Origin of the sequence: Streptomyces sp. NPDC017095 (genome assembly GCF_044332325.1) — a bacterium.
Taxonomy (GTDB): Bacteria; Actinomycetota; Actinomycetes; order Streptomycetales; family Streptomycetaceae; genus Streptomyces.
In genome coordinates this window covers 142,906-164,907 of the sequence record NZ_JBIROU010000004.1, presented here as the reverse complement: position 1 = coordinate 164,907, position 22,002 = coordinate 142,906, and the positions used below count along the sequence as shown (strand labels likewise).

19 protein-coding genes are annotated in these 22,002 nt (G+C 74.0%); 12 read left to right on the top strand and 7 right to left on the bottom strand.

Annotated elements, in window-relative coordinates; translation table 11 throughout:
* Window positions 1–11: 11 nt before the first annotated feature.
* The 4 genes from ACH4OA_RS09895 (at window position 12) to ACH4OA_RS09880 (ending at window position 4,035) form a co-directional block, all read left to right on the top strand.
* Window positions 12–614 (top strand): TetR/AcrR family transcriptional regulator, encoded by a 603-nt coding sequence (locus ACH4OA_RS09895; protein WP_365875105.1) that lies wholly within the window; start codon window positions 12–14, stop codon window positions 612–614.
* Between the two features lie 102 nt (window positions 615–716).
* A complete protein-coding gene (locus ACH4OA_RS09890; protein WP_397968477.1) occupies window positions 717–2,936 on the top strand; it encodes an MMPL family transporter in 2,220 nt (739 codons plus the stop codon).
* Window positions 2,937–3,110: 174 nt separating this feature from the next.
* Window positions 3,111–3,626, top strand: a complete 516-nt coding sequence (locus ACH4OA_RS09885; RefSeq protein WP_397968474.1) for a YbaK/EbsC family protein — start codon at window positions 3,111–3,113, stop codon at window positions 3,624–3,626.
* 130 nt (window positions 3,627–3,756) lie between these two features.
* A complete protein-coding gene (locus ACH4OA_RS09880; RefSeq protein WP_365875099.1) occupies window positions 3,757–4,035 on the top strand; it encodes a DUF1876 domain-containing protein in 279 nt (92 codons plus the stop codon).
* Window positions 4,036–4,066: 31 nt separating this feature from the next.
* Here ACH4OA_RS09880 and ACH4OA_RS09875 read toward each other — a convergent pair whose 3' ends face one another.
* The 4 genes from ACH4OA_RS09875 to ACH4OA_RS09860 form a co-directional block, all read right to left on the bottom strand.
* Window positions 4,067–5,236 carry a serine hydrolase domain-containing protein gene (locus ACH4OA_RS09875; RefSeq protein WP_397968472.1) on the bottom strand — a complete coding sequence of 390 codons (1,170 nt, stop codon included), beginning with the start codon at window positions 5,234–5,236 and terminating at the stop codon, window positions 4,067–4,069.
* Between the two features lie 94 nt (window positions 5,237–5,330).
* Window positions 5,331–6,104, bottom strand: coding sequence for an energy-coupling factor ABC transporter ATP-binding protein (locus ACH4OA_RS09870; protein WP_397937903.1), 774 nt, complete (start codon window positions 6,102–6,104; stop codon window positions 5,331–5,333).
* Window positions 6,104–6,865, bottom strand: coding sequence for a cobalt ECF transporter T component CbiQ (gene cbiQ, locus ACH4OA_RS09865; RefSeq protein ID WP_365875094.1), 762 nt, complete (start codon window positions 6,863–6,865; stop codon window positions 6,104–6,106). The genes ACH4OA_RS09870 and cbiQ overlap by 1 nt, the downstream gene beginning before the upstream one ends.
* Before the next feature lies 1 nt (window position 6,866).
* Complete coding sequence (locus tag ACH4OA_RS09860; protein ID WP_365875092.1) at window positions 6,867–7,916, bottom strand: energy-coupling factor ABC transporter permease; 1,050 nt, start codon at window positions 7,914–7,916, stop codon at window positions 6,867–6,869.
* Between the two features lie 149 nt (window positions 7,917–8,065).
* Here ACH4OA_RS09860 and ACH4OA_RS09855 point away from each other — a divergent pair, with 149 nt between their 5' ends.
* On the top strand, window positions 8,066–8,404 hold the full coding sequence (locus ACH4OA_RS09855; RefSeq protein WP_397937904.1) for an SsgA family sporulation/cell division regulator: 339 nt from the start codon (window positions 8,066–8,068) through the stop codon (window positions 8,402–8,404).
* Here ACH4OA_RS09855 and ACH4OA_RS09850 read toward each other — a convergent pair whose 3' ends face one another.
* The 3 genes from ACH4OA_RS09850 to ACH4OA_RS09840 form a co-directional block, all read right to left on the bottom strand.
* Window positions 8,405–10,060 (bottom strand): penicillin-binding transpeptidase domain-containing protein, encoded by a 1,656-nt coding sequence (locus ACH4OA_RS09850; protein WP_365875088.1) that lies wholly within the window; start codon window positions 10,058–10,060, stop codon window positions 8,405–8,407.
* Window positions 10,061–10,156: 96 nt separating this feature from the next.
* Window positions 10,157–11,791 (bottom strand): penicillin-binding transpeptidase domain-containing protein, encoded by a 1,635-nt coding sequence (locus ACH4OA_RS09845; protein WP_397968470.1) that lies wholly within the window; start codon window positions 11,789–11,791, stop codon window positions 10,157–10,159.
* A gap of 105 nt (window positions 11,792–11,896) precedes the next feature.
* The gene (locus ACH4OA_RS09840; protein ID WP_365875084.1) at window positions 11,897–13,654 is read right to left on the bottom strand and encodes a phospholipid carrier-dependent glycosyltransferase; all 1,758 of its coding nucleotides are present in this window, start codon (window positions 13,652–13,654) and stop codon (window positions 11,897–11,899) included.
* Window positions 13,655–13,772: 118 nt separating this feature from the next.
* Between ACH4OA_RS09840 and rsmI the strand changes: the two genes are divergently transcribed.
* The 7 genes from rsmI to ACH4OA_RS09805 all read left to right on the top strand — a co-directional run bounded on the left by rsmI (window position 13,773) and on the right by ACH4OA_RS09805 (window position 21,845).
* Window positions 13,773–14,621: a 16S rRNA (cytidine(1402)-2'-O)-methyltransferase gene (rsmI, locus tag ACH4OA_RS09835; RefSeq protein ID WP_365941994.1), complete on the top strand. Its 849-nt coding sequence runs from the start codon at window positions 13,773–13,775 to the stop codon at window positions 14,619–14,621.
* 291 nt (window positions 14,622–14,912) lie between these two features.
* A complete protein-coding gene (locus ACH4OA_RS09830; RefSeq protein WP_397968468.1) occupies window positions 14,913–15,341 on the top strand; it encodes a hypothetical protein in 429 nt (142 codons plus the stop codon).
* A gap of 102 nt (window positions 15,342–15,443) precedes the next feature.
* Window positions 15,444–16,343 (top strand): TatD family hydrolase, encoded by a 900-nt coding sequence (locus ACH4OA_RS09825; RefSeq protein WP_365883047.1) that lies wholly within the window; start codon window positions 15,444–15,446, stop codon window positions 16,341–16,343.
* A gap of 141 nt (window positions 16,344–16,484) precedes the next feature.
* Entirely contained in the window at window positions 16,485–17,912 is a 1,428-nt protein-coding gene (locus ACH4OA_RS09820) for a ubiquitin-like domain-containing protein (RefSeq protein ID WP_397968466.1), read from the top strand.
* A 147-nt stretch (window positions 17,913–18,059) separates the two neighbouring features.
* Window positions 18,060–18,929 carry a 16S rRNA (adenine(1518)-N(6)/adenine(1519)-N(6))-dimethyltransferase RsmA gene (gene rsmA, locus ACH4OA_RS09815; RefSeq protein WP_365883045.1) on the top strand — a complete coding sequence of 290 codons (870 nt, stop codon included), beginning with the start codon at window positions 18,060–18,062 and terminating at the stop codon, window positions 18,927–18,929.
* Complete coding sequence (locus tag ACH4OA_RS09810; protein ID WP_397968463.1) at window positions 18,926–19,819, top strand: 4-(cytidine 5'-diphospho)-2-C-methyl-D-erythritol kinase; 894 nt, start codon at window positions 18,926–18,928, stop codon at window positions 19,817–19,819. Before rsmA ends, ACH4OA_RS09810 begins: the two co-directional genes overlap by 4 nt.
* A 217-nt stretch (window positions 19,820–20,036) precedes the next feature.
* Window positions 20,037–21,845 carry an ABC-F family ATP-binding cassette domain-containing protein gene (locus tag ACH4OA_RS09805; RefSeq protein WP_365941545.1) on the top strand — a complete coding sequence of 603 codons (1,809 nt, stop codon included), beginning with the start codon at window positions 20,037–20,039 and terminating at the stop codon, window positions 21,843–21,845.
* The last annotated feature ends 157 nt before the right edge of the window (window positions 21,846–22,002 follow it).

The window sequence follows — 22,002 nt, the reverse complement described above, 5'->3', positions numbered from 1 at the left end:
AGGTGACGGGCATGACCGACGCCGTCGCGGCCGCGCGCCGCAGCCGGATCACGCCCGAGCGCGAGGCCGAGCTGTACGAGGCCGTGCTCGACCTGCTCCGGGAGGTCGGCTACGACGCCCTGACCATGGACGCCGTCGCCGCCCGCACCCGGTCCAGCAAGGCCACGCTCTACCGCCAGTGGGGCGGCAAGGCCGAGCTGGTGGCGAAAGCCGTCCGGCACACCAAGCCCGGCCGGACCGCGGAGATCGACACCGGGTCGCTCAAGGGCGACCTGCACGCCCTCACCCTGCGCGCGGACGACTGCGAGATGGAGCAGAACTCCGCGCTGATGCGGGCCCTGGCCATGGCGGTGCACGGCAACCCGGACCTGCTCCAGGCGTTCCGGGAGCATCTCGTCGAGCCGGAGCTGGGCGAGTTCCGCCGGGTGCTGCGGCGGGCGGTCGAGCGGGGCGAGGTCCGTGCGGACAACCCGGCGACCGGGTTCGTGATGCACATGCTGATCGGCGCCTTCGCCGCCCGCACCCTGATCGACGAACAGCCGCCGACGCAGGCGTTCCTCCTGTCGTACATCGACGCCGTGGTCCTCCCCGCCCTCGGCGCCCCCACCGACTGACAGCCCTTCCCCGGCAAGCCCACCACCTGACGTCACCGCTCACGTCGTCGGGCTGATCACCCCTGCCCAGCTGAACCCACGACTGACCGGGAGTACGCCTCCGTGGCCACGTTCCTCTACAAACTCGGCCGGCTCGCCTTCCGGCGACGGCACTTCGTCGCCCTGATATGGGTCGCGCTGCTCACCCTCGCCGGGGTGGGCGCCGCCTCCGCGCCCGCCGCCGGCAACACCTCCTTCTCCATCCCCGGCACCGAGGCCCAGAAGGCCTTCGACCTGCTGGAGGCGCGCTTCCCCGGGATGAGCGCCGACGGCGCCACCGCCCGGGTCGTCTTCAAGGCCCCCGGCGGCGGGAAGATGACCGACGCCGGCCACAAGCGGGCCGTCGAGAAGACCGTCGAGGAGCTGGCCGACGGCTCCGAGGTCGCCTCCGTCGCCGACCCCTACACCGGGCACGCCGTCAGCAAGGACGGCACCGTCGCCTACGCCTCGGTGAAGTACAAGGTCTCCGGCATGGAGCTTCAGGACTCCACCCGGGACGCCCTGAAGGAGGCCGCGCAGCACGCGCGGGACACCGGGCTGACCGTCGAGGTCGGCGGTGACGCGCTGAACGCGACGCCCGAGACCGGCTCCAGCGAGATCATCGGCATCGCGATCGCCGCCGTCGTCCTCGTCATCACCTTCGGCTCCCTGCTGGCCGCCGGGCTGCCGCTGCTCACCGCGATCATCGGCGTCGGCATCGGCGTCTCCTCGATCACCGCGCTGGCCAGCGCCCTGGACCTGGGCTCCACCACCTCCACCCTGGCCACGATGATCGGCCTCGCCGTCGGCATCGACTACGCCCTGTTCATCGTCTCCCGCTACCGCGCCGAACTCGCCGAGGGGCGCGAGCGCGAGGAGGCCGCGGGACGCGCTGTCGGCACGGCGGGCTCGGCGGTGGTCTTCGCCGGCCTCACCGTCGTCATCGCCCTGGTCGGCCTGTCCGTGGTCAACATCCCGATGCTGACCAAGATGGGCGTCGCCGCGGCGGGCACCGTCGCCATCGCCGTCCTCATCGCCCTGACGATGATCCCGGCGCTGCTCGGCTACGCCGGCCGCAAGGTCAAGCCGGCGGGCCAGAAGAGCAGGCTGCTCGGCGGCGGCCGGACGCCGAAGCGGCCCGGCCGGCCGAACATGGGCACCCGCTGGGCCAGCTTCGTCGTCCGCCGCCCGGTCGCCGTCCTGCTGCTCGGCGTGGTCGGCCTCGGCGCGGCGGCGGTCCCGGCCGCCTCCCTGGAGCTGGGCCTGCCCGACGACGGCTCGCAGCCCGTCTCCACCACCCAGCGCCGCGCCTACGACCTGCTCTCCGAGGGCTTCGGACCGGGGTTCAACGGCCCGCTGATGGTCGTCGTCGACGCCAAGGACAGCCCCGCGCCCAAGGCCGCCTTCGCCGAGGTCCGCGCCCGGATCAAGGACCTGGACGACGTCGTCACGGTCACCCCGGCCGCGCCCAACAAGGCCGGCGACACCGCGACCATCACGGTCGTACCGCGGTCCAAGCCGTCCTCGGCGACCACCGAGGACCTGGTGCACGCCATCCGCGACAAGGGCACGGACATCGCCCGGGAGACCGGCTCCACCGTGCTGGTCACCGGCTCCACGGCGATGAACATCGACGTCTCGCAGAAGCTGAACGACGCCCTGCTGCCGTATCTGGCGCTCGTGGTCGGCCTGGCGTTCCTGCTGCTGATCGTGGTCTTCCGCTCGGTGCTGGTGCCGCTGAAGGCGGCCCTCGGCTTCCTGCTGTCGGTGCTCGCCGCGCTCGGCGCCGTCGTCGCGGTCTTCCAGTGGGGCTGGCTGTCCGGCCTGATGAACGTCGAACAGACCGGCCCGGTGATGTCGATGATGCCGATCTTCATGGTGGGTGTCGTCTTCGGTCTCGCGATGGACTACGAGGTGTTCCTCGTGACCCGGATGCGCGAGGCGTACGTCCACGGCGAGACGCCCGGCCAGGCCGTGGTGACCGGCTTCCGGCACGGCGCGCGGGTCGTGACCGCCGCCGCCGTCATCATGATCGCCGTCTTCTCCGGCTTCATCGGCTCCAGCGAGTCCATGGTCAAGATGATCGGCTTCGGTCTCGCGATCGCCGTCTTCTTCGACGCGTTCCTGGTCCGCATGGCCATCGTCCCGGCGGTCCTCGCGCTGCTCGGCAAGCGGGCCTGGTGGCTGCCGACGTGGCTGGACCGGGCGCTGCCCAACGTGGACGTCGAGGGCGAGGGCCTGCGCACTGCCGCCGGCCACGGCAACACCGACCCCGACGGTGAGAAGGAACTGGTACGCGCCTGACGTACCGCGTCCGGCACTCCCGCGTCCTGCGGGACACGGCCGGTGAGGGCGGGACCCGGGGACGGGACCGCGCCCTCACCGGCCTTCCGCGTGCCGGTCGAGGTGCATCGCTCCGGCGGCCACGGGGGAAAAAACCGTGTGAGCGCGGTCCGGGCCGTGCCGTACCGTGCCCCCATGACGACGACCACCCCCACCGATGCCGAAGGGTCCGGGGCCCATCCCCGGTTCGCCGAAGCGCTGCGGACGCTCGGTCTGGAGGAGGTGCTCGCGCGTACCCGGCGCTTCCCGGCGGGGACCCGGACCGCCGCCGAGGCCGCCGCCGCGATCGGGTGCGAGCTGAGCCAGATCTGCAAGTCCCTGGTCTTCGCCGCCGACGGCGAGCCGGTGCTGGTGCTCATGGACGGAGCCGGGCGCGTGGATGTCGAGCGGGTGCGGGCGGAACTGGGAGCCGGGGAGGTCGGCAGGGCCGACGCCCGCGTGGTCCGGGAGGCCACGGGGTACGCCATCGGCGGCGTACCGCCCTTCGGGCACCGCACGCGCACCCGTGTCCTCGCCGACCGCTCGCTGCTCGCGCACGACGTGGTGTGGGCGGCGGCCGGCACCCCGCACGCCGTCTTCCCGATCGGGCCGCGGGACCTCCTCGTCCACGCGGGCGCGACAGCGGTGCACGTGCGCGAGCGGACCGCCTGACCCCGCTCGCCGCGGCGGCGCCGGTGACGGCCGGGACCCGGACGGTGCACGCGCGGAACGCGGCCCGCCGACATGACGGTCCGGGTGCCGTGGCGCACCCTGGAAGCACGGATTCTCGGAGGTGGTCGTCATGATGCACACCGCTGTCGGATGGCACGTCGAGCTGGAGTTCAGGGAGGAGGACGACCAGCACACGCGCGCGGCGGCCCTGGTGCGCCTGCCCGACGGCACCGAGGTGCGGGCGCACGGCCGGGCCAGCAGGCACCAGGTCGACGCGAACCAGCCCCGGGTCGGCGAGGAGATCGCCGGCGCCCGCGCCCTGAACGAACTGGCCATGCGGCTGCTGACCAAGGCCCACGAGGAGATCGACGCGGAGTCCGGGCGGACCTCGCACCCGATCCACGTGTGAGCCCCACCGGCGCCCGCGGTGTCGCCCGGGGTCAGGCGAGCGCCGTGCGGACGGCCCGTACCAGCGCCTGCGCCCTCGGGTCGGCGGTCACGCCCGGCCGGAAGCCGTTGGTCACATAGCCGAAGGCGATGCCGTGCTCCGGGTCGGCGAAACCGAGGGCGCCGCCACGGCCGGGATGGCCGAAGGAGCCGGGCGCGAGCAGCGGCGACGCGGCGCCGTGCAGCATGTAGCCGAGGCCGAAGCGGGTGCCGGTCACGAGCACCCGGTCCGGCCCGGCGGACTGCTCGGCGCGGGCCAGCTCCATGGTCTCGGGCGTGAACAGCCGGGTGCCGCCGTCCACCTCGCCGATCAGCGCGGCGTAGAAGCGGGCCAGCCCGTCGGCGGTGGCGATGCCGTTGGAGGCGGGCAGGACGGCGGCGCGGTAGCCGGGGTCGTTCTCGTCGGCCACCGGGGTGATCGCGGCGAACGCGCGGCGGGTGAGGGAGTCCGGGTCGGCGTAGGCCTCGGCCACCGCGCGCTTGGGCCGTATCCGCAGACCGCCCGCGGACTCGGGCACGTCCGCCGGGCCGACCCGGCCGGCCCGCCCGCGCTCCGCCGCCGGCAGACCGAGCCACAGCTCCGCGCCGGCCGGCCCGGCGATCTCCTCCGCCACCCACTCGCCCACCGGGCGGCCGGTGACCCGGCGGAGCAGCTCGCCGGTGAGCCAGCCGTAGGTGTGGGCGTGGTAGCCGTGGTCGGTGCCCGGCTCCCACACCGGTGCCTGGGCGGCGACCGCGGCGGCCCCGAGTTCGGGATCGGCGGCCTCGGCCGGGGTCAGCGGGCGGTCCAGCACGGGCACGCCCGCGCGGTGCGCCAGGAGGTGCCGTACCCGCGTGCGCTCCTTGCCGGCCGCCTTGAACTCGGGCCAGTAGACGCCGGCCGGGGCGTCCAGGTCGAGGACGCCGCGCTGGTGCAGGAGCAGCAGCGCGGCGGCGGCGATCCCCTTGGTCGCCGAGCGTACGATCTGCGCGGTGCCGCGCTCCCAGGGCGCCGCGCCGACCGCCCCGTCGATGTCCCGGACGCCGGCCCACAGGTCCACGACCCGGTGCCCGTCGCGGTAGACGGCGACGGCCGCGCCGCGCTCGCCGAGCAGCGTGAAGTTCGCTGCGAACGCCTCCCTGACCGGCTCGAAGCCCTCGGCCACAGTGCCGTTCACGTCCACGGTCCGCCGTCCCCTCGTTCCCTTGCCTGCGACAGCGGGTGCAACAGCGGACGTACGCCTGCGATTCCTCGGTGGGAGCGGCCTGACGGAATCGTTATGCCGTCGTGCCGCGGGCGCCCGTGGGCACGGTCTTCGGGTCGAAGCCGAACGGCAGCTCCAGCCGGTGCGCCCGCATCAGCTCCTCGTCGGAGAGCAGCGTGCCGGTCGGGCCGTCCGCCACGATCACGCCGTCGCTGAGGACGAGCGAGCGCGGGCACAGCTCCAGGGCGTACGGCAGGTCGTGCGTGACCATGAGGACGGTGACGTCCAGCGAGCGCAGGATGTCGGCGAGTTCGCGGCGGGAGGCCGGGTCGAGGTTGGACGACGGCTCGTCCAGGACCAGGATCTCCGGCTCCATGGCGAGCACGGTGGCCACCGCGACGCGCCGGCGCTGCCCGAAGGACAGGTGGTGCGGCGGCCGGTCGGCGAAGTCCCGCATGCCGACCCGCTCCAGCGCGCCGCGCACCCGCTCCTCCAGCTCCGCGCCCCTGACCCCGGCGGCGGCCGGCCCGAACGCCACGTCCTCCCGCACGGTCGGCATGAACAACTGGTCGTCCGGGTCCTGGAAGACGATGCCGACCTTCTGCCGGATCGCGGCCATGTGCCGCTTGCCGACCGGCAGCCCGGCCACGGTCACCGTGCCGGTGCCGCCGCTCAGGATGCCGTTCAGGTGCAGCACCAGGGTCGTCTTGCCGGCGCCGTTCGGGCCGAGCAGGGCGACCCGTTCACCGCGGGCGAGGGAGAAGTCCACACCGAACAGGGCCTGGTGCCCGTCGGGGTAGGCGAAGGCGAGGCCGGAGACCTCCAGAGAAGCTGTCACAGCGTCCATCACAGCACCCATCCCAGCAGACAGACGACGAGGGCGGCACCGGGGAGGGCGAGGGCGTGCCGCCACTGGGCGCCGGAGGCGGTCACCTCGTCGATGACCGGCATGGCACCGGCGTAGCCCCGGCTCACCATGGCCAGGTGCACCCGCTCCCCGCGTTCGTAGGAGCGGATGAACAGCGCGCCGGCGGACTTGGCGAGCACGCCCCAGTGCCGCACGCCCCGCGCCTCGAAGCCGCGCGACTCACGGGCGATCCGCATCCGCCGCATCTCGTCGGTGATGACGTCGCCGTAGCGGATCATGAAGGACGCGATCTGCACGAGCAGCGGCGGCAGCTTCAGCCGCTGCAGCCCGAGCAGCAGCTCCCGCAGCTCGGTGGTGGCGGCCAGCAGCACCGACGCGGCGACGCCGAGCGTGCCCTTGGCGAGCACGTTCCAGGCGCCCCACAGGCCGTTCACGCTGAGCGAGAGCCCCAGCACGTGCACCCGCTCGCCCTCCGCCACGAACGGCATGAGCACGGCGAACGCGACGAACGGCACCTCGATCAGCAGCCGCCGCAGCAGGAAGCCGGCGGGCACGCGCGCGTGCCGGGCGACGGCCGCGAGCAGCACGGCGTACACCGCGAACGCCCCCATGGCCTCGCGCGGTGTCGACACGACGACCACCACGAACAGGAACGCCGCGGCCAGCTTGGTGTGCGGCGGCAGACCGTGCACGGGCGAGTGCCCGTGCCGGTAGAGCCTGTGCGCGTGTCCGGCGCCCACCTCACAGACCCGTGTTCGCGGGGGACACGTCGTCGGCGCGCCGCCTGCGCAGCGTCCAGAACACGGCACTGCCCGCGACGACGGTGACGCCGACGCCGATCACGCCCGCGAGTCCGCCGGACAGCCGCGCGTCGGAGATGTCCCGGACGCCGTAGTCGGCCAGCGGCGAGTCGGCGGCCGCGTGCTGCTCCGCCTTCTTGTCGATCCCCTTGTCGTGCGCGACCTTCTCCAGGCCATCCGGGGCGGCGGAGGCGTAGAAGCTGACGAAGCCGGCGAGGACGAGCGAGGTGACGAGGCCGGTCACCCACAGGGTCCGGCGCGAGGTGCGCGCCACCGCGGGCGCCGCGGGCACCGCGGCCGGGGCGTCGACCAGCTCGCCGTTCACCCGCAGCCTCAGCCGCTGCCGCAGCCCGCGCGCGCCGTGCACCAGGTCCGGGCGTACGGCGATGACGGCGCCGACCGTCAGCGCGGTGATGACGGCCTCGCCGATGCCGATGAGCACGTGCACGCCGATCATCGCGGTGGCGACCTTGCCGAGGGAGACGTCGGTGGTGCCGCCGACGGCGTAGATCAGCGTGAAGGCGACGGCGGCGGCGGGCACGGACACCAGCGCGGCGACGAACGAGGCGACCGTCACCGAGCGCCGCTTGCGGGGCAGCACGGCGAGCAGACCGCGGAAGAGGGCGTAGGACACCACGGTGGTGACGATCGCCATGTCGGTGATGTTCACGCCCAGCGCGGTCAGCCCGCCGTCGGCGAACAGCACGCCCTGCATGAGCAGCACCACCGACACGCACAGCACCGCCGTGTACGGGCCGACGAGGATCGCGGCGAGCGCTCCGCCCAGCAGATGTCCGCTGGTCCCGGCGGCCACCGGGAAGTTCAGCATCTGCACGGCGAAGATGAACGCCGCGACCAGACCGGCCAGCGGCGCGGTGCGTTCGTCCAGCTCACGGCGGGCACCGCGCAGGCTCACCGCCACGGCGCCGGCGGCGAGCACTCCGGTGACCGCGGAGGTCGGGGCGTCTATGAATCCGTCAGGTACATGCACCCGACGATTTTAGGCCCTTGTTGCGAAGTACTTGCAAGAGAGACGCCCTCTCGTCTCCCGCCGGGGCAGACGGGGCGAAGTGTGCGACTCTTGAGGGAAAGCGGAGGAATGGCTTTCACTCGGGTCACGGTGCGTGAGAGGGCGGTCCGATGTCTGTGGTCGAACAGTACGCGCGCGCTCATATCGTCACGGACGAGGACGACCCGGGGGCCGTACCCGTCCTGCTCCGGTACGACCCCGACAGCGATCCCCGGTCGGTCCGGGTCGGCCTGCCCGGCCCGCACGAGTGGACCTTCTCCCGCGCGCTGCTCGAACGGGGACTGCGGGCGCCGGCCGGGAGCGGCTCCGTCCGGGTGTGGCCCTGCGGCCGGGTCCAGGCCGTCGTGGAGTTCCACACCGACCAGGGCGTGGAAGTGGTGCAGTTCGAGTCCAAGACCCTGCTGCGGTTCCTGCGGCGGACGTACACCGCCGAGCCGGTGCGCGGCTGATCAGCTCCCGCGCTTCAGCAGTGCCGCCACGATCGGCCCGGCCGTGTCGCCGCCGTGCCCGCCCGCCTGGACGACACCCGCGGCGGCGAGATCGCCGCGGTAGGCGGTGAACCAGCCGTTCGGCTTCTTCTGGCCGTCGACCTCCGCCGAGCCGGTCTTCGCGCCGTAGTCCGGGCCGAGCCCCGACATCGCCTCGGCCGCCGTGCCGGACGCGGCGGTGTACCGCATCAGCTCGCGCAGCTGGGACAGCGTCCTGGCCGGCAGGGTCCGCGAGGCGGTGGCCAGCGTCCGGTGGTCCACCGAGGGCGGGACCAGATACGGCTGGTGGAAGGAGCCCGACTGCACGGTGGCCGCGACCGAGGCCATGTTCAGCGGGTTCATCCGCACCCCGCCCTGCCCGATCAGCTCGGCCGCCATCTGCGCCGCCGACTGCACCGGCACCGAGCCGTCGAAGCTGGGCACGCCGATCGCCCAGTCGTTCCGGGACAGTCCGAAGACCTGCTGGGCCTGCCGGCTCAGGTCGTCGTTGCCCAGCTTCTTCGCCTGGCTGATGAAGGCCGTGTTGCAGGACCGGGCGAAGCTGGCCTTGAAGGTGCCGCCCTTGATCTCGAAGTCGTCGTCGTTGTGGAACTTCCAGCCGCCGAAGGTGACCGTCTTCGGGCACGGGTGCGGCTTGTCCGCCGCGGCCAGACCCTTGTCGAGCAGCAGCGACGAGGTGATGATCTTCATGGTGGAGCCGGGCGCGAGGGCGCCCTGGAACGCGGTGTTGAAGCCGTGCCCGCTGTTGGCGGCCGCAAGGATCTCCCCGGTCGAGGGCCGCAGGACCACCACGGAGGCCCGCGCCCGCTTGTCCACCTGCTGCTCGGCCGCCGCCTGGAACTCCGGGCTGAGCGTCGTGCGCACCGTGCCCGGCGTGCCCCGGCTCAGCTCCGCCAGCGTCTTGTCGGACAGCTTGGCGTCCCTGGCCGCCTTGCCGCGCACCACGCGCAGCTCGATGCCCGCCGTGCCGCCGGCCGTCTTGCCGTACTTCTCCCGCAGCCCGTCCAGCACCGTGCCCAGGGACGGGTACCGGGCGGCCGTGATCTCGCCGCCGTCGCGGTCCAGCGCCTTGACCGGCGGGGTGCCGGAGGCGCCGGTCACCAGCCGGTCGCCGTCTGTCAGGTCCGGGTGGACGACGGCCGGGCGCCAGTCGACCAGCGGCCGGCCGTCGCTCGCGCGGCGCACCACGGTGAGCGAGCTGTCGTAGGCCAGCGGCTTGCTCAGGCCGCGGTAGGCGATCGTCGCCCGCACGGCGAACGGCACCCGGGCGCCCTTGGGCGGCCGGGCGGTGACCGTGACGTCCGTCAGATGCGCGTCCTTGGTGTAACCGGTCAGCAGCCGGTCCGCGGCGGCCGGGTCGTCGGTGGCGGCCGCCGCCGCGGAGACCTTGCCGTGCTGCCAGGCGGTGAGGAAGCGGGCCGCGGTCGTGCGGATCTCGGCCGCGGTGGGCGGTCCGGTCCGCACGGTCTTGTGGCCGGCCGCGGCGCGCTCGTCGGCCGCGGCTCCGCCGTACAGCGCGTACAGCCCGGCCCCGGCGCCTACGGCCACGGCGAGCGCCCCGCCGAGCAGGGCGGGCCGGGTCCTGCGCCGCTCGGCGACGCGCCTTCTCTTGCCCACAGCCCTCAGTTCCTCCGCGCCTCGCCCAGGCTCTCCACAGCCCTCACACTCCCAACGACGGCACTCACCTTAAGGTCCCCGTCTCCACGGGTGATCTCAACCCGCGTTCCGTAGCACGCTTGCGACAATCGGACCGGCCGCGTCGACGCCGTGCCCGCCGTCCTGGACCATGGCCGCCGCCGCCACATCGCCCCGGTACCCGGTGAACCAGCTGTCCGACCTGGCCTCCCCGTCGGCCTCCGCCGAACCGGTCTTGGCGCCGACGTCCCCGCCGAGCCCGGCCATCACCGTGGCCGCGGTGCCGCTGCGCGCGGTGCGGTTCATCATCGCGCGCAACTGCGCCACCGTGCCCGGCGCCAGCCCCCGCGCGCGGGCCGGTTCCCGGCCGTCCAGGCGCAGTGGCACGATCACCGGCTGGCGGAAGGCGCCGGTCGTGGCGGTCGCCGTCACCGAGGCCATGTTCAGCGGGCTCAGCTGGACCTGGCCCTGGCCGATCAGCGCGGCCGCGGTGTCCGGACCGCCGGCGGCGGGCACCCGCCCGTCGAAGGACGGCACCCCGATCCGCCAGTCGTCCCGCCCGAGCCCGAACCGGTCCTCGGCCTCCCGGGTGAGGGAGTCGGCCTTCACCTCGTCGGCGAACTTCACGAACGCCGTGTTGCAGGAGCGGGCGAAGCTGTCGGCGAGGGTGGCGTGCTCGTCCGGTGCCAGGCCCTGGAGGTTGTGGAAGGTCTGGCTCTGCCAGACGGCCGAGGGCGGGCAGGGCGCCGGGCCGCCCGCCGTGGCCAGGCCCTTGTCGATGAGGGTCGCCGCGCTGATGATCTTCATGGTGGAGCCGGGCGCGCGTTCGCCGAGGAGGGCCGCGTCGAAGCCGTCCCGGCGGTTGTTGGCGACGGCGAGGATCTCGCCGGTGCTCGGCTTGACCACCGCCACGGAGGACTCGGGGTACTTCAGCACGGCCGTCTCGGCCGCCGCCTGGACGCTCGCGCTGAGCGTCGTCGGGAGTCTGCCTGGCCGGCCCTCGGCCAGGGTGAGCAGCGGGGTGTCCGCGGTCTGGCCGCCGTCCGCCGCGGCCTGGTGCCGGATGACCAGCTCCACCCCGGGCCGGCCGCCGGCCTTGGCGCCGTACCGCCGGCGCAGCTCGTCCAGGAGCGGACCGAGCGAGGGGTACCGCCGTCGGGTCAGCACCTTGCCGTCGCGGTCCACGGGCTCGATCTCCGGGGCGGCCAAGGCGCCGGTGGCCAGCGTGTCGCCCGTGCGCAGTCGCGGGTGGACGACGGAGGGCCGCCAGTCGACCAGCGCCCGGTGCGAGGTCTCGCCGCGGACGACGGTGAGGCTGCCGCGGTATGACAGGGGCTTGGCCGCGCCCTCGTAGGACACCGTCGCCCGTACCGTGAAGGGCACCGTGGCGCCGGTGGCCTCGCCGGGGGTGATCCGCACCTTGCCGATGTGCGCGTCCGTGCCGTAGGCCGCCAGCAGCTCCCGGGCGGCCTGCGGGTAGTTCGTGTACGCCGCCGCGGTGGCCGCGTCGCCCTTCTCCCAGGCGGCGAGGAACGCGCGGGACGCCTGCCGCACCTCGGCGCCGTCGGGCGGCCCGGTCCGCGCGGGCGCCGGGCCCGCCGTGCCGCCGTCGCCGTTCAGCGCGGACGCGATGTTGTAGACCCCGTAGCCGGCCCCGCCCAGCAGTGTGACGCACACGCCGCCGATGACGGCCGCCTTGACCCCGTTGCGCATCGCGGGTTCCCCTCCCGTTCGGCCTGTTGAACGTGTTCAACAGTTGTGCCGGGGAGCACTGTAAGCGGTTGCGGTGCCCGCCACAGGGGAGTTGTGCAACCGTGATCAGACCCAGGTGTCCAGCCACATCCGCGACCGCCAGGAGTCGATCGGGATCGCGGTGCCCGTGTACAGCGGCCAGAAGTAGATGAAGTTCCAGGCGATCAGCAGCACCAGGACGCCCGCCCCCGTCGCGCCGATCACCCGGCGGGTGTCCCCGGAGCCCGGCGGTCCGACGATCGCGCCGATCATCATGGCCACCGCCAGGCACAGGAACGGCAGGAAGACGACCGCGTAGAAGAGGAAGATGGTCCGCTCCTGGTACAGGAACCACGGCAGATAGCCCGCCGCGATCCCGCAGGCGATGGCGCCGGCCCGCCAGTCGCGGCGCAGCGCCCAGCGCCACAGCACGTAGACGAGCGCGAAGCAGGCCGCCCACCACAGCAGCGGCGTGCCGATCGCCAGCACCTCCCGGGCGCACTTCTGGCCCGCGTCCGCCGGGCAGCCGTCGGTGCCCGGGGCCGGCGACTCGTAGAAGTACGACACCGGGCGGCCCAGCACCAGCCAGCTCCACGGGTTGGACTGGTAGGTGTGCGGCTGGTCGAGGTGGACGTGGAACTTGTACACCTCGTGCTCGTAGTGCCACAGGCTGCGCAGCCAGTCCGGCAGGAACGCCCAGGTGCCGCCCTTGCCGTCGGTGGCCGCCCAGTTGCGGTAGTAGCCGCCCGTGCCGTCGGCCGGGGAGAGGATCCAGCCGGTCCAGGAGGCCACGTACACCACCAGCGCCACCGGCACCGTCGCGACGAAGGCGAGACCGGTGTCGTACTTCAGGGCGGCGGTGTACGGGCGGGACGCGCCGGCCACCTTGCGGGTGCCGACGTCCCACAGGACCGTCATGACGCAGAACGCCGCCAGCACGTACAGGCCGTTCCACTTCGTGCCGGCGGCCAGGCCCAGCATCACCCCGGCCGTCCAGCGCCAGGGCCGCCACCCGAACCGGAAGGCGTCCGCCACGGACGCGTCCGGCCGGGCCCGGCCGTCCGGGTCCACCGGCAGCGCGGCGGCCAGCCTCTCCCGCGCCCGGTCCCGGTCGACCACCAGGGCGCCGAACGCGGCCACCACGAAGAACATCAGCACGCCGTCCAGCAGCGACGTGCGGCTCATCACGAAGTGCAGCCCGTCCACCGCCATCAGCGCGCCCGCCAGACAGCCCAGGAACGTCGAGCGGAACAGCCGGCGCCCGATCCGGCACAGCAGCAGCACGCTCAGCGTCCCGAGCAGCGCCGTCATGAACCGCCAGCCGAACGGGTCGAACCCGAAGACCAGCTCGCCCAGCCCGATCACGTACTTGCCGACCGGCGGGTGCACCACGTACGCCGGGTCCGTCGGCACCGCGAGGTGGCCGTGCTGCCGCAGCACCAGGTCGTTGGCGTTCTTGCCGTACTGGTCCCAGCTCACCTCGAAGCCGCGGTGGACCAGCGCCCAGGCGTCCTTCGCGTAGTACGTCTCGTCGAATATCACCGCGTGCGGGCTGCCCAGGTGCCAGAACCGCATCAGGCCCGCCAGCAGCGTCACCAGCAGCGGCCCGCCCCAGCCCGACCAGCGCGTGATCCGCTCGGCGAGGACCGGGGAGGCGCCGAGCACCCGCCACAGCCGGTCGCCCGGCCGCGCGTACGGCGGCACCAGCCGGTCGCGCACGTCGGCCGCGGGCGCGTCCCGGTCCGGCGCGTACCCGAATCGGCGCAGCCGCTGCTGCCACGACGGCTGCCGGTCGTGCGGCGGCCGGTCCTGCCGGAGGTCCATGGAGGACGCGGTATCGGTCACCGCGCCATCGTAGGGAACCGTGCTGTGCGAGTCCCGCGCACGGACCGCCCGGGCCGCACGGGTCGCCGGGGCGCGGGCGTCTTCCCGGGCCGCGGGCGGTCCCTGCGAGGATGGGGGCGTGACTGGAACCCTTGTCCTCGCAGGAACCCCCATCGGCGACGTCGCGGACGCGCCGCCCCGGCTGGCCGAGGAGCTGGCCGGCGCCGACGTGGTCGCCGCGGAGGACACCCGGCGGCTGCGCCGGCTCACCCAGGCGCTCGGCGTCACCCCCAAGGGCCGCGTGGTCTCCTACTTCGAGGGCAACGAGGCCGCCCGCACCCCCGAACTCGTCGCGGAGCTGCTCGGCGGCGCGCGCGTGCTGCTGGTGACCGACGCCGGCATGCCGTCCGTCTCCGACCCCGGCTACCGGCTGGTCGCCGCCGCCGTGGAGCAGGACGTCCGGGTCACCGCCGTACCCGGGCCGTCCGCCGTGCTCACCGCGCTCGCCCTGTCCGGGCTGCCCGTCGACCGGTTCTGCTTCGAGGGCTTCCTGCCGCGCAAGGCCGGCGAGCGGCTGTCCCGGCTGCGCGAGGTCGCGGCCGAACGGCGCACGCTCGTCTACTTCGAGGCCCCGCACCGGCTCGACGACACCCTCGCCGCCATGGCCGAGGTCTTCGGCGCGGACCGGCGGGCCGCCGTCTGCCGCGAGCTGACCAAGACCTACGAGGAGGTACGGCGCGGTCCGCTGGCCGAGCTGGCGCGGTGGGCCGCGGACGGTGTGCGCGGCGAGATCACCGTCGTGGTCGAGGGCGCGCCCGAGGCCGGACCGGAGGACCTGGACGCCGGGGAACTGGTGCGCAGGGTCCAGGTGCGCGAGGAGGCCGGCGAGCGCCGCAAGGAGGCGATCGCGGCGGTGGCGGCGGAGGCGGGCCTGCCCAAGCGGGTCGTGTTCGACGCCGTCGTCGCGGCCAAGCGCTCGGCCGGCTGAGGCGGGCGCCGCCGGCCCGGCAAGCAGCTCCGGGTGGCCGGCCACCCGGCGCCGGTCGCGCGGGGCCCTTCCCCGCGCCCCCGTGAGGCGCCCCCGCGCGCCCCATGGACGGGCAAAAGGCTGTCACCGATGGCAAAGCCCAGCTGTCTCATTCGCGCCCCCGGGGCAAGCGATGACCAAATCGGCTCCAACACTCGACAGGACGGATGCGTTCCCGCCGGGCGGGGCGTCCACTGGGTGACGGGACGCACCCGCCCCGACCGGGACGCAACCGTCCAACAGGGAGCTGGCATGAGTGACATAGCAGGGCAGACCGGTCTCCGTCGTACGGCCGCGGCCGTCGTTCACGAGTCGTACGCGTTCGCCTGCATGCGCTGCGGGCACGGCTGGGAACAGTCGTACGCGATAGAGCACCACACGGACGCCCAGGGGGAGGAGTTCGTGCTCTATGTGGCGGACGGCCGGATCGTGCCGTCGCCGCTGAGCCGGCCGCGCTGCCAGAACTGCGAGGGCCGCGTGCTGCGGATCATGCGCGCCGGCCAGGTCTCCTCGGCGCGCGCCGGGACCGGCCGGCACCAGGTGCCGCAGACGGGCCCGGCCGAGGCGCCGGTGCCGCCGGCGGGCCCGGTCGAGGCGCCGGTGCCGGGCGGGGCGGCCGGGGAGCCGCACCACTGGCACCTGTCCGATCTGCTGCACCCCTTCCACCGCAAGGCGGGCTGACCCGGCCGCCGGCGTCCCCGGGGCCACCGGCCCCCGGGCCGCCGGTCCCCGGGCCACCGGCCGGCGGCGTTCGGCGGCGGGCCCCTTTCGTAGGATCGGGGCATGCCTTCGAACGCCGGCCAGAGCCCCAAGGGCGACGACAAGAACGCGGCGCCGCCGCTCCCGGCCCCCCTGCGGGTGCCCGTCGCCGACTCCCACACCCACCTCGACATGCAGTCCGGCACGGTCGAAGAGGGCCTGGCGAAGGCGGCCTCGGTGGGCGTCACCACGGTCGTCCAGGTCGGCTGCGACCTCCAGGGCTCCCGGTGGGCCGCCGAGACGGCCGCCGCGCACGCCGCCGTCCACGCCGCCGTCGCCCTCCACCCCAACGAGGCCCCGCGCATCGTCCACGGCGATCCCGACAACTGGTCCCGGCAGGGCGCCCGGACGGCGGGCGGCGACGCGGCCCTGGACGAGGCGCTGGCCGAGATCGACCGGCTGGCCGCGCTGGAGCAGGTCAAGGGCGTCGGCGAGACGGGCCTGGACTACTTCCGCACCGGCCCCGAGGGCAAGGACGCCCAGGAACGCTCCTTCCGTGCCCACATCGAGATCGCCAAGCGGCACGGCAAGGCGCTCGTCATCCACGACCGCGACGCCCACGCCGACGTGCTGCGGGTGCTGAAGGAGGAGGGCGCCCCGGAGCGCACCGTCTTCCACTGCTACTCCGGTGACGCGGAGATGGCCCGGGTCTGCGCCCGCGAGGGCTACTTCCTGTCCTTCGCCGGCAACGTCACCTTCAAGAACGCCCAGCACCTGCGGGACGCCCTCGCCGTCGCCCCGCTGGAGCTGGTGCTGGTGGAGACGGACGCGCCGTTCCTGACCCCGGCGCCGTACCGCGGACGGCCGAACGCCCCGTATCTCGTTCCGGTGACGGTCCGTGCGATGGCCGCGGTGCGCGGCATCGACGAGGACGCGCTGGCGACGGCCCTGGCCGCCAACACGGCCCGCGCCTTCGCCTACTGAGCGTGCACGGAAAGTAACCATCGCCGCACGCCGATCGTCCGTCCGACACGCTGCGTAGCCGCGTCACTTTGGCGGGTGACCGGCGCTCCGCTAGGTTCTGGGGCCCGATCCGGACCCCCTGGCCCTCTGGAGCGTGTCGGCGTGAGCGAGTCGCAGTACGAGACGTGGGAGGCGTACGGCCCCGGCGCCGCAGCACCCGGCGGCCCCGGGCCCGGCGGCCCGCGCGACGGGCGGACGGTGGCGTACGGCACCCCGGCCTACACCCCGTACGCCGGCATCCCGTACGCCGAGGCCCCGTACGCCGACACCCTGTACCGGCCCCGGCACGGGAGGAACACGCGGCCGGAGACCCCGGCGCCCGCACCCGCGCCGATGCCCGCCCCCGCGCCGGTGCTGCCGCGCCAGACCGGGGACGGCCCCGAGGCGATGAGCGGGCGGTCCGCGCGCCGGCGCAGGGCCCGCCACCCCGAGCGCCCGGAGTCCGCCGTGCGCCGGCTGCTGCCGCAGGCGCTGGTCGTGGCCTTCCTCGCCGGCGGCACCACCGTCTTCGTCGCCGAGGACAAGGCGGTCGAGCTGAGCGTCGACGGCCGGCCCCGCACGCTGCACACCTTCGCCGACGACGTGCGCGAGCTGCTCGCCGAGGAAGGCGTACGCGTCGGGGCGCACGACATGGTCGCGCCCGCCCCCGGTGCGGCGCTCACCAGCGGCGACGAGGTCGCGGTGCGCTACGGTCGCCCGGTGCGGCTCACCCTGGACGGCCGCCGCCAGGAGGTGTGGACGACGGCGCACACCGTGGCGGGCGCGCTGGAACAGCTGGGCGTCCGCGCCGAGGGCGCCCGGCTGTCCGCCTCGCGCTCCCAGCGCATCGGACGCGCCGGGCTCGCGCTCGACGTGCGCACCGAACGCGCGGTCACGGTCATGGCGGACGGCCGGGCCCGCACCGTCCGCACCAACGCGGCCACCGTCCGGGAGGCGGTCGCGGAGGCCGGGATCACCCTGCGCGGCGAGGACACCCTCTCCGTCCCGGCGGACAGCTTCCCGCGCGACGGACAGACGGTGACCGTGCTGCGGGTGAGCGGTCGGCGGGAGGTGTACGACGAGCCCGTCCCGTACGCCGTCGAGCGCACCGCCGATCCCACGCTCCTGCGGGGCATCGAGGTCGTCGCACGGCCTGGCCGGCCCGGAGTGCGCCGCACCGTCTCCTACGTGCGCATCGTCAACGGGGTCCGGCAGCGGCCGCGCCCGGTGGGCACCGAGGTGGTGCAGGCGCCGCTCAGCCAGGTGGTGCGGGTGGGCACGAAGCCGCGGCCCGCGTCCGTGCACGGCGCCGACGACCTGGACTGGCACGCCCTCGCGCTGTGCGAGTCCGGCGGCCGGCCGGACGCGGTCGACCCGTCCGGGACGTACGGCGGGCTCTACCAGTTCGACACCCGCACCTGGCACAGCCTCGGCGGCACGGGCCGGCCCCAGGACGCCTCCGCGCAGGAGCAGACCTACCGCGCGAAGAAGCTGTACGTACGGCGCGGGGCGAGCCCCTGGCCGCACTGCGGAGCGCGACTGCGCGGTTAGGGCCTCTCGTTCGGATCGTGCCGGGCCGATCCGGACGAAAGACCGTAGGGGTGCCGTCCCGGGCTTCGGGTCCCGCCCGGCGGCGGCTTCCGGTGCGCCGCGGGGACGGCGGGAACCGGGGCCGTCGCCTCCCCGTACCCTTGTCCCGTGAGCAGCCCCACCCCCGACGCCCTCCTCGGCCCCGCCGACATCCGTGAGCTGGCAGCAGCGCTCGGTGTCCGTCCGACCAAGCAGCGCGGCCAGAACTTCGTGATCGACGCCAACACGGTCCGCCGTATCGTCCGTACCGCCGGGGTCCGCCCCGACGACGTGGTGGTGGAGGTGGGCCCGGGGCTCGGCTCGCTCACCCTGGCGCTGCTGGAGGCCGCCGACCGGGTCACCGCCGTGGAGATCGACGACGTGCTGGCCGCCGCGCTGCCCGCGACCATCGCCGCGCGCATGCCGGAGCGCGCCGACCGGTTCGCGCTGGTCCACTCCGACGCGATGCACGTCGCCGGGCTGCCCGGCCCCGCGCCGACGGCCCTGGTGGCGAACCTGCCGTACAACGTCGCCGTGCCCGTGCTGCTGCACATGCTCGACACCTTCCCGAGCATCGAACGGACGCTGGTGATGGTGCAGTCCGAGGTCGCCGACCGGCTCGCCGCCCCGCCCGGCTCGAAGGTGTACGGCGTGCCGTCCGTGAAGGCCAACTGGTACGCGGAGGTGAAGCGGGCCGGGGCCATCGGCCGCAACGTCTTCTGGCCCGCGCCGAACGTGGACAGCGGGCTGGTCTCCCTGGTCCGGCGCACGGAGCCGGTGAAGACGACCGCCTCCAAGCGCGAGGTCTTCGCGGCGGTCGACGCGGCCTTCGCGCAGCGCCGCAAGACGCTGCGGGCCGCGCTCGCCGGCTGGGCCGGATCGGCCGCCGCCGCGGAGGCGGCCCTGGTCGCGGCCGGGGTTTCGCCGCAGGCGCGCGGGGAGTCGCTGACGGTCGAGGAGTTCGCGCGGATCGCGGAACACAAGGGGAGCGGCGAGTGAGCGTCACGGTCCGGGTGCCGGCGAAGGTCAACGTCCAGCTCGCGGTGGGCGCCGCCCGCCCGGACGGGTTCCACGGCCTGGCCAACGTCTTCCTCGCGGTCGGCCTGTACGACGAGGTGACCGTGACCCCCGCGGACGAGCTGCGGATCACCTGCGCCGGCCCGGACGCCGGCCAGGTCCCGCTGGACCGCACCAACCTCGCCGCCCGCGCGGCCCTCGCGCTGGCCGGCCGGGCGGGCGTCGAGCCGAACGTGCACATCCACATCGCCAAGGACATCCCGGTCGCCGGCGGCATGGCGGGCGGCAGCGCGGACGGCGCGGGGGCGCTGCTCGCGTGTGACGCGCTGTGGGGGACCGGCGCCTCCCGCGCGGACCTCCTCGCCCTCTGCGCCGAGCTGGGCAGCGACGTGCCGTTCAGCCTGGTCGGCGGGGCGGCGCTCGGTGTCGGGCGCGGTGAGCGGCTGACGGCCCTGGAGACCGGCGGCACCTTCCACTGGGTGTTCGCGATGGCCGGGCGGGGCCTGTCCACGCCGGCCGTGTTCCGCGAGTTCGACCGGCTGGCCCGGGGACGGCGGATCCCGGAGCCGGTGGCCTCGGCTGAGCTGCTGGAGGCGCTCGCGAAGGGGGACGCGGACGCGCTGGCCGCGGCCGTCTCCAACGACCTCCAGCCGGCGGCGCTGTCCCTCTTCCCGGAACTGGCGGACACCCTGGCGGCGGGCCGCGCGGCCGGCGCGCTCGCCGCGCTGGTCAGCGGCTCCGGCCCGACGACCGCGTTCCTCGCCCGCGACGCCGAGTCCGCGCGGAAGACCGCCGAGGCGCTGCGGACGTCGGGAACCTGCCGGACGGTACGCACGGCGGCGGGCCCGGTACCGGGGGCCACGCTCCTCTGAGAAATCAGAGCCCGTCGATGGCGGTCAGATCGATGTCGATGCCGTACGGCACGCCGACCTTGACGTGGTCGTGGTAGATGCCGGCCGGTTCCCGGTCACGTCATCACAGGGAGTGACCGGGGCCTCACCTCCGCGTGTCCTCTGCGAAGCCCTACGCTAGAAGGCTGAGCCACGCGGCGGAGCCGCATGTCGAGTCAGCCCCGTGCACAGGAGTGAAATGGCCGTCAATCTGGTCAATGTCGAGAACGTCAGCAAGGTGTACGGCACCCGTGCCCTGCTGGACGGCGTCTCGCTCGGCGTGTCGGAAGGGGACCGGATCGGGGTCGTCGGACGCAACGGCGACGGCAAGACCACCCTCATCCGGATGCTCGCCAAGGTCGAGGACTCCGACACCGGGCGGGTCACGCACTCCGGGGGCCTGCGGCTCGGCGTGCTCACCCAGCACGACTCGCTCGATCCCGGGGCCACCGTCCGCCACGAGGTCATCGGTGACATGGCCGACCACGAGTGGGCCGGCAACGCCAAGGTCAGGGACGTACTGACCGGGCTGTTCGGCGGGCTGGACCTGCCGGGCTTCCCCAAGGGCCTGGACACCGTCATCGGACCGCTCTCCGGTGGCGAGCGGCGCCGGATCGCGCTCGCCAAGCTGCTCATCGAGGAGCAGGACCTCATCGTCCTGGACGAGCCCACCAACCACCTCGACGTGGAGGGCATCGCCTGGCTCGCCGAGCACCTGCGCACCCGGCGGTCGGCGCTGGTGTGCGTGACGCACGACCGGTGGTTCCTTGACCAGGTGTGCACCCGCATGTGGGACGTGCAGCGCGGCACCGTGTACGAGTACGAGGGCGGCTACTCGGACTACGTCTTCGCGCGCGCCGAGCGCGAGCGGATCGCGGCCACCGAGGAGGTCAAGCGGCAGAACCTGGTCCGCAAGGAGCTGGCCTGGCTGCGGCGCGGCGCGCCCGCGCGCACGTCCAAGCCGCGCTTCCGCGTGGAGGCCGCCAACGAGCTGATCGCGGACGTGCCGCCGCCCCGGGACAGCAGCGAACTGATGAAGTTCGCCTCCTCGCGGCTCGGCCGGACGGTCTTCGACCTGGAGGACGTCACCGTGCAGGCCGGGCCGAAGGTGCTGCTCAAGCACCTCACCTGGCAGCTCGGACCGGGCGACCGGATCGGTCTGGTCGGCGTCAACGGAGCCGGCAAGACCTCGCTGCTGCGGGCCATGGCCGCCGCGGCCCGCACCGAGGGCGAGGAGCAGCCGGCCGGCGGCCGGATCGCGGTCGGCCGGACCGTCAAGCTGGCCTACCTCTCCCAGGAGGTCGCCGAACTCGACCCCACCTGGCGGGTGCTGGAGGCCGTGCAGCAGGTCCGGGAGCGCGTCGACCTGGGCAAGGGGCGCGAGATGACGGCCGGGCAGCTGTGCGAGACGTTCGGCTTCGGCAAGGAGAAGCAGTGGACGCCGGTCGGCGACCTCTCCGGCGGTGAGCGGCGCCGGCTCCAGCTCCTGCGCCTCCTCATGGACGAGCCCAACGTCCTCTTCCTGGACGAGCCCACCAACGACCTCGACATCGAGACCCTGACCCAGCTGGAGGACGTGCTCGACGGCTGGCCCGGCTCGATGATCGTCATCTCCCACGACCGGTTCTTCGTGGAGCGGACGACGGACCGGGTCTTCGCCCTGCTCGGCGACGGCGCGCTGCGGATGCTGCCGCGCGGCATCGACGAGTACCTGGAGCGGCGCCGGCGCATGGAGGAGGCGGCCGCCGCGCAGACCGCCGCCGCGGCGCCCCGGCCGGACACGCAGGAGAAGAGCGCCGCCGACCAGCGCGCCGCGAAGAAGGAACTCCAGAAGATCGAGCGCCAGTTGGACAAGATCTCCGAGAAGGAGTCCGCGCTGCACGCCCGGATCGCCGACGACGCCACCGACTTCGCGAAGGTGGCCGAGCTGGACGCCCGGCTGCGGGACCTCGCCGGGGAGCGCGAGGAACTGGAGCTGCGCTGGCTGGAACTGGCGGAGGACGCCTGATCCCGCGCGCCGCGTGAAGGGGGCGTGAAGGCGCGTAACGACGGCATCACGGGCCGGTTCTCCCTTGGGAACAGGGGAGAGCACGGCCCCGTGTGCTGTCTGTGCCGGGTGATAGAAAGAGCCGTCCGAGAAACGACCTTGGGTCCGTCGCGTACCT

Excerpts from the sequence above, each read along its gene's own strand:
- ACH4OA_RS09895 (WP_365875105.1), top strand. The coding sequence starts at position 12 with ATGACCGACGCCGTCGCGGCCGCGCGCCGCAGCCGGATCACGCCCGAG.
- ACH4OA_RS09885 (WP_397968474.1), top strand. The coding sequence starts at position 3,111 with ATGACGACGACCACCCCCACCGATGCCGAAGGGTCCGGGGCCCATCCC.
- ACH4OA_RS09880 (WP_365875099.1), top strand. The coding sequence starts at position 3,757 with ATGATGCACACCGCTGTCGGATGGCACGTCGAGCTGGAGTTCAGGGAG.
- ACH4OA_RS09870 (WP_397937903.1), bottom strand. The coding sequence starts at position 6,104 with ATGGACGCTGTGACAGCTTCTCTGGAGGTCTCCGGCCTCGCCTTCGCC.
- ACH4OA_RS09855 (WP_397937904.1), top strand. The coding sequence starts at position 8,066 with ATGTCTGTGGTCGAACAGTACGCGCGCGCTCATATCGTCACGGACGAG.
- ACH4OA_RS09845 (WP_397968470.1), bottom strand. The coding sequence starts at position 11,791 with ATGCGCAACGGGGTCAAGGCGGCCGTCATCGGCGGCGTGTGCGTCACA.
- ACH4OA_RS09830 (WP_397968468.1), top strand. The coding sequence starts at position 14,913 with ATGAGTGACATAGCAGGGCAGACCGGTCTCCGTCGTACGGCCGCGGCC.
- ACH4OA_RS09825 (WP_365883047.1), top strand. The coding sequence starts at position 15,444 with ATGCCTTCGAACGCCGGCCAGAGCCCCAAGGGCGACGACAAGAACGCG.
- ACH4OA_RS09805 (WP_365941545.1), top strand. The coding sequence starts at position 20,037 with ATGGCCGTCAATCTGGTCAATGTCGAGAACGTCAGCAAGGTGTACGGC.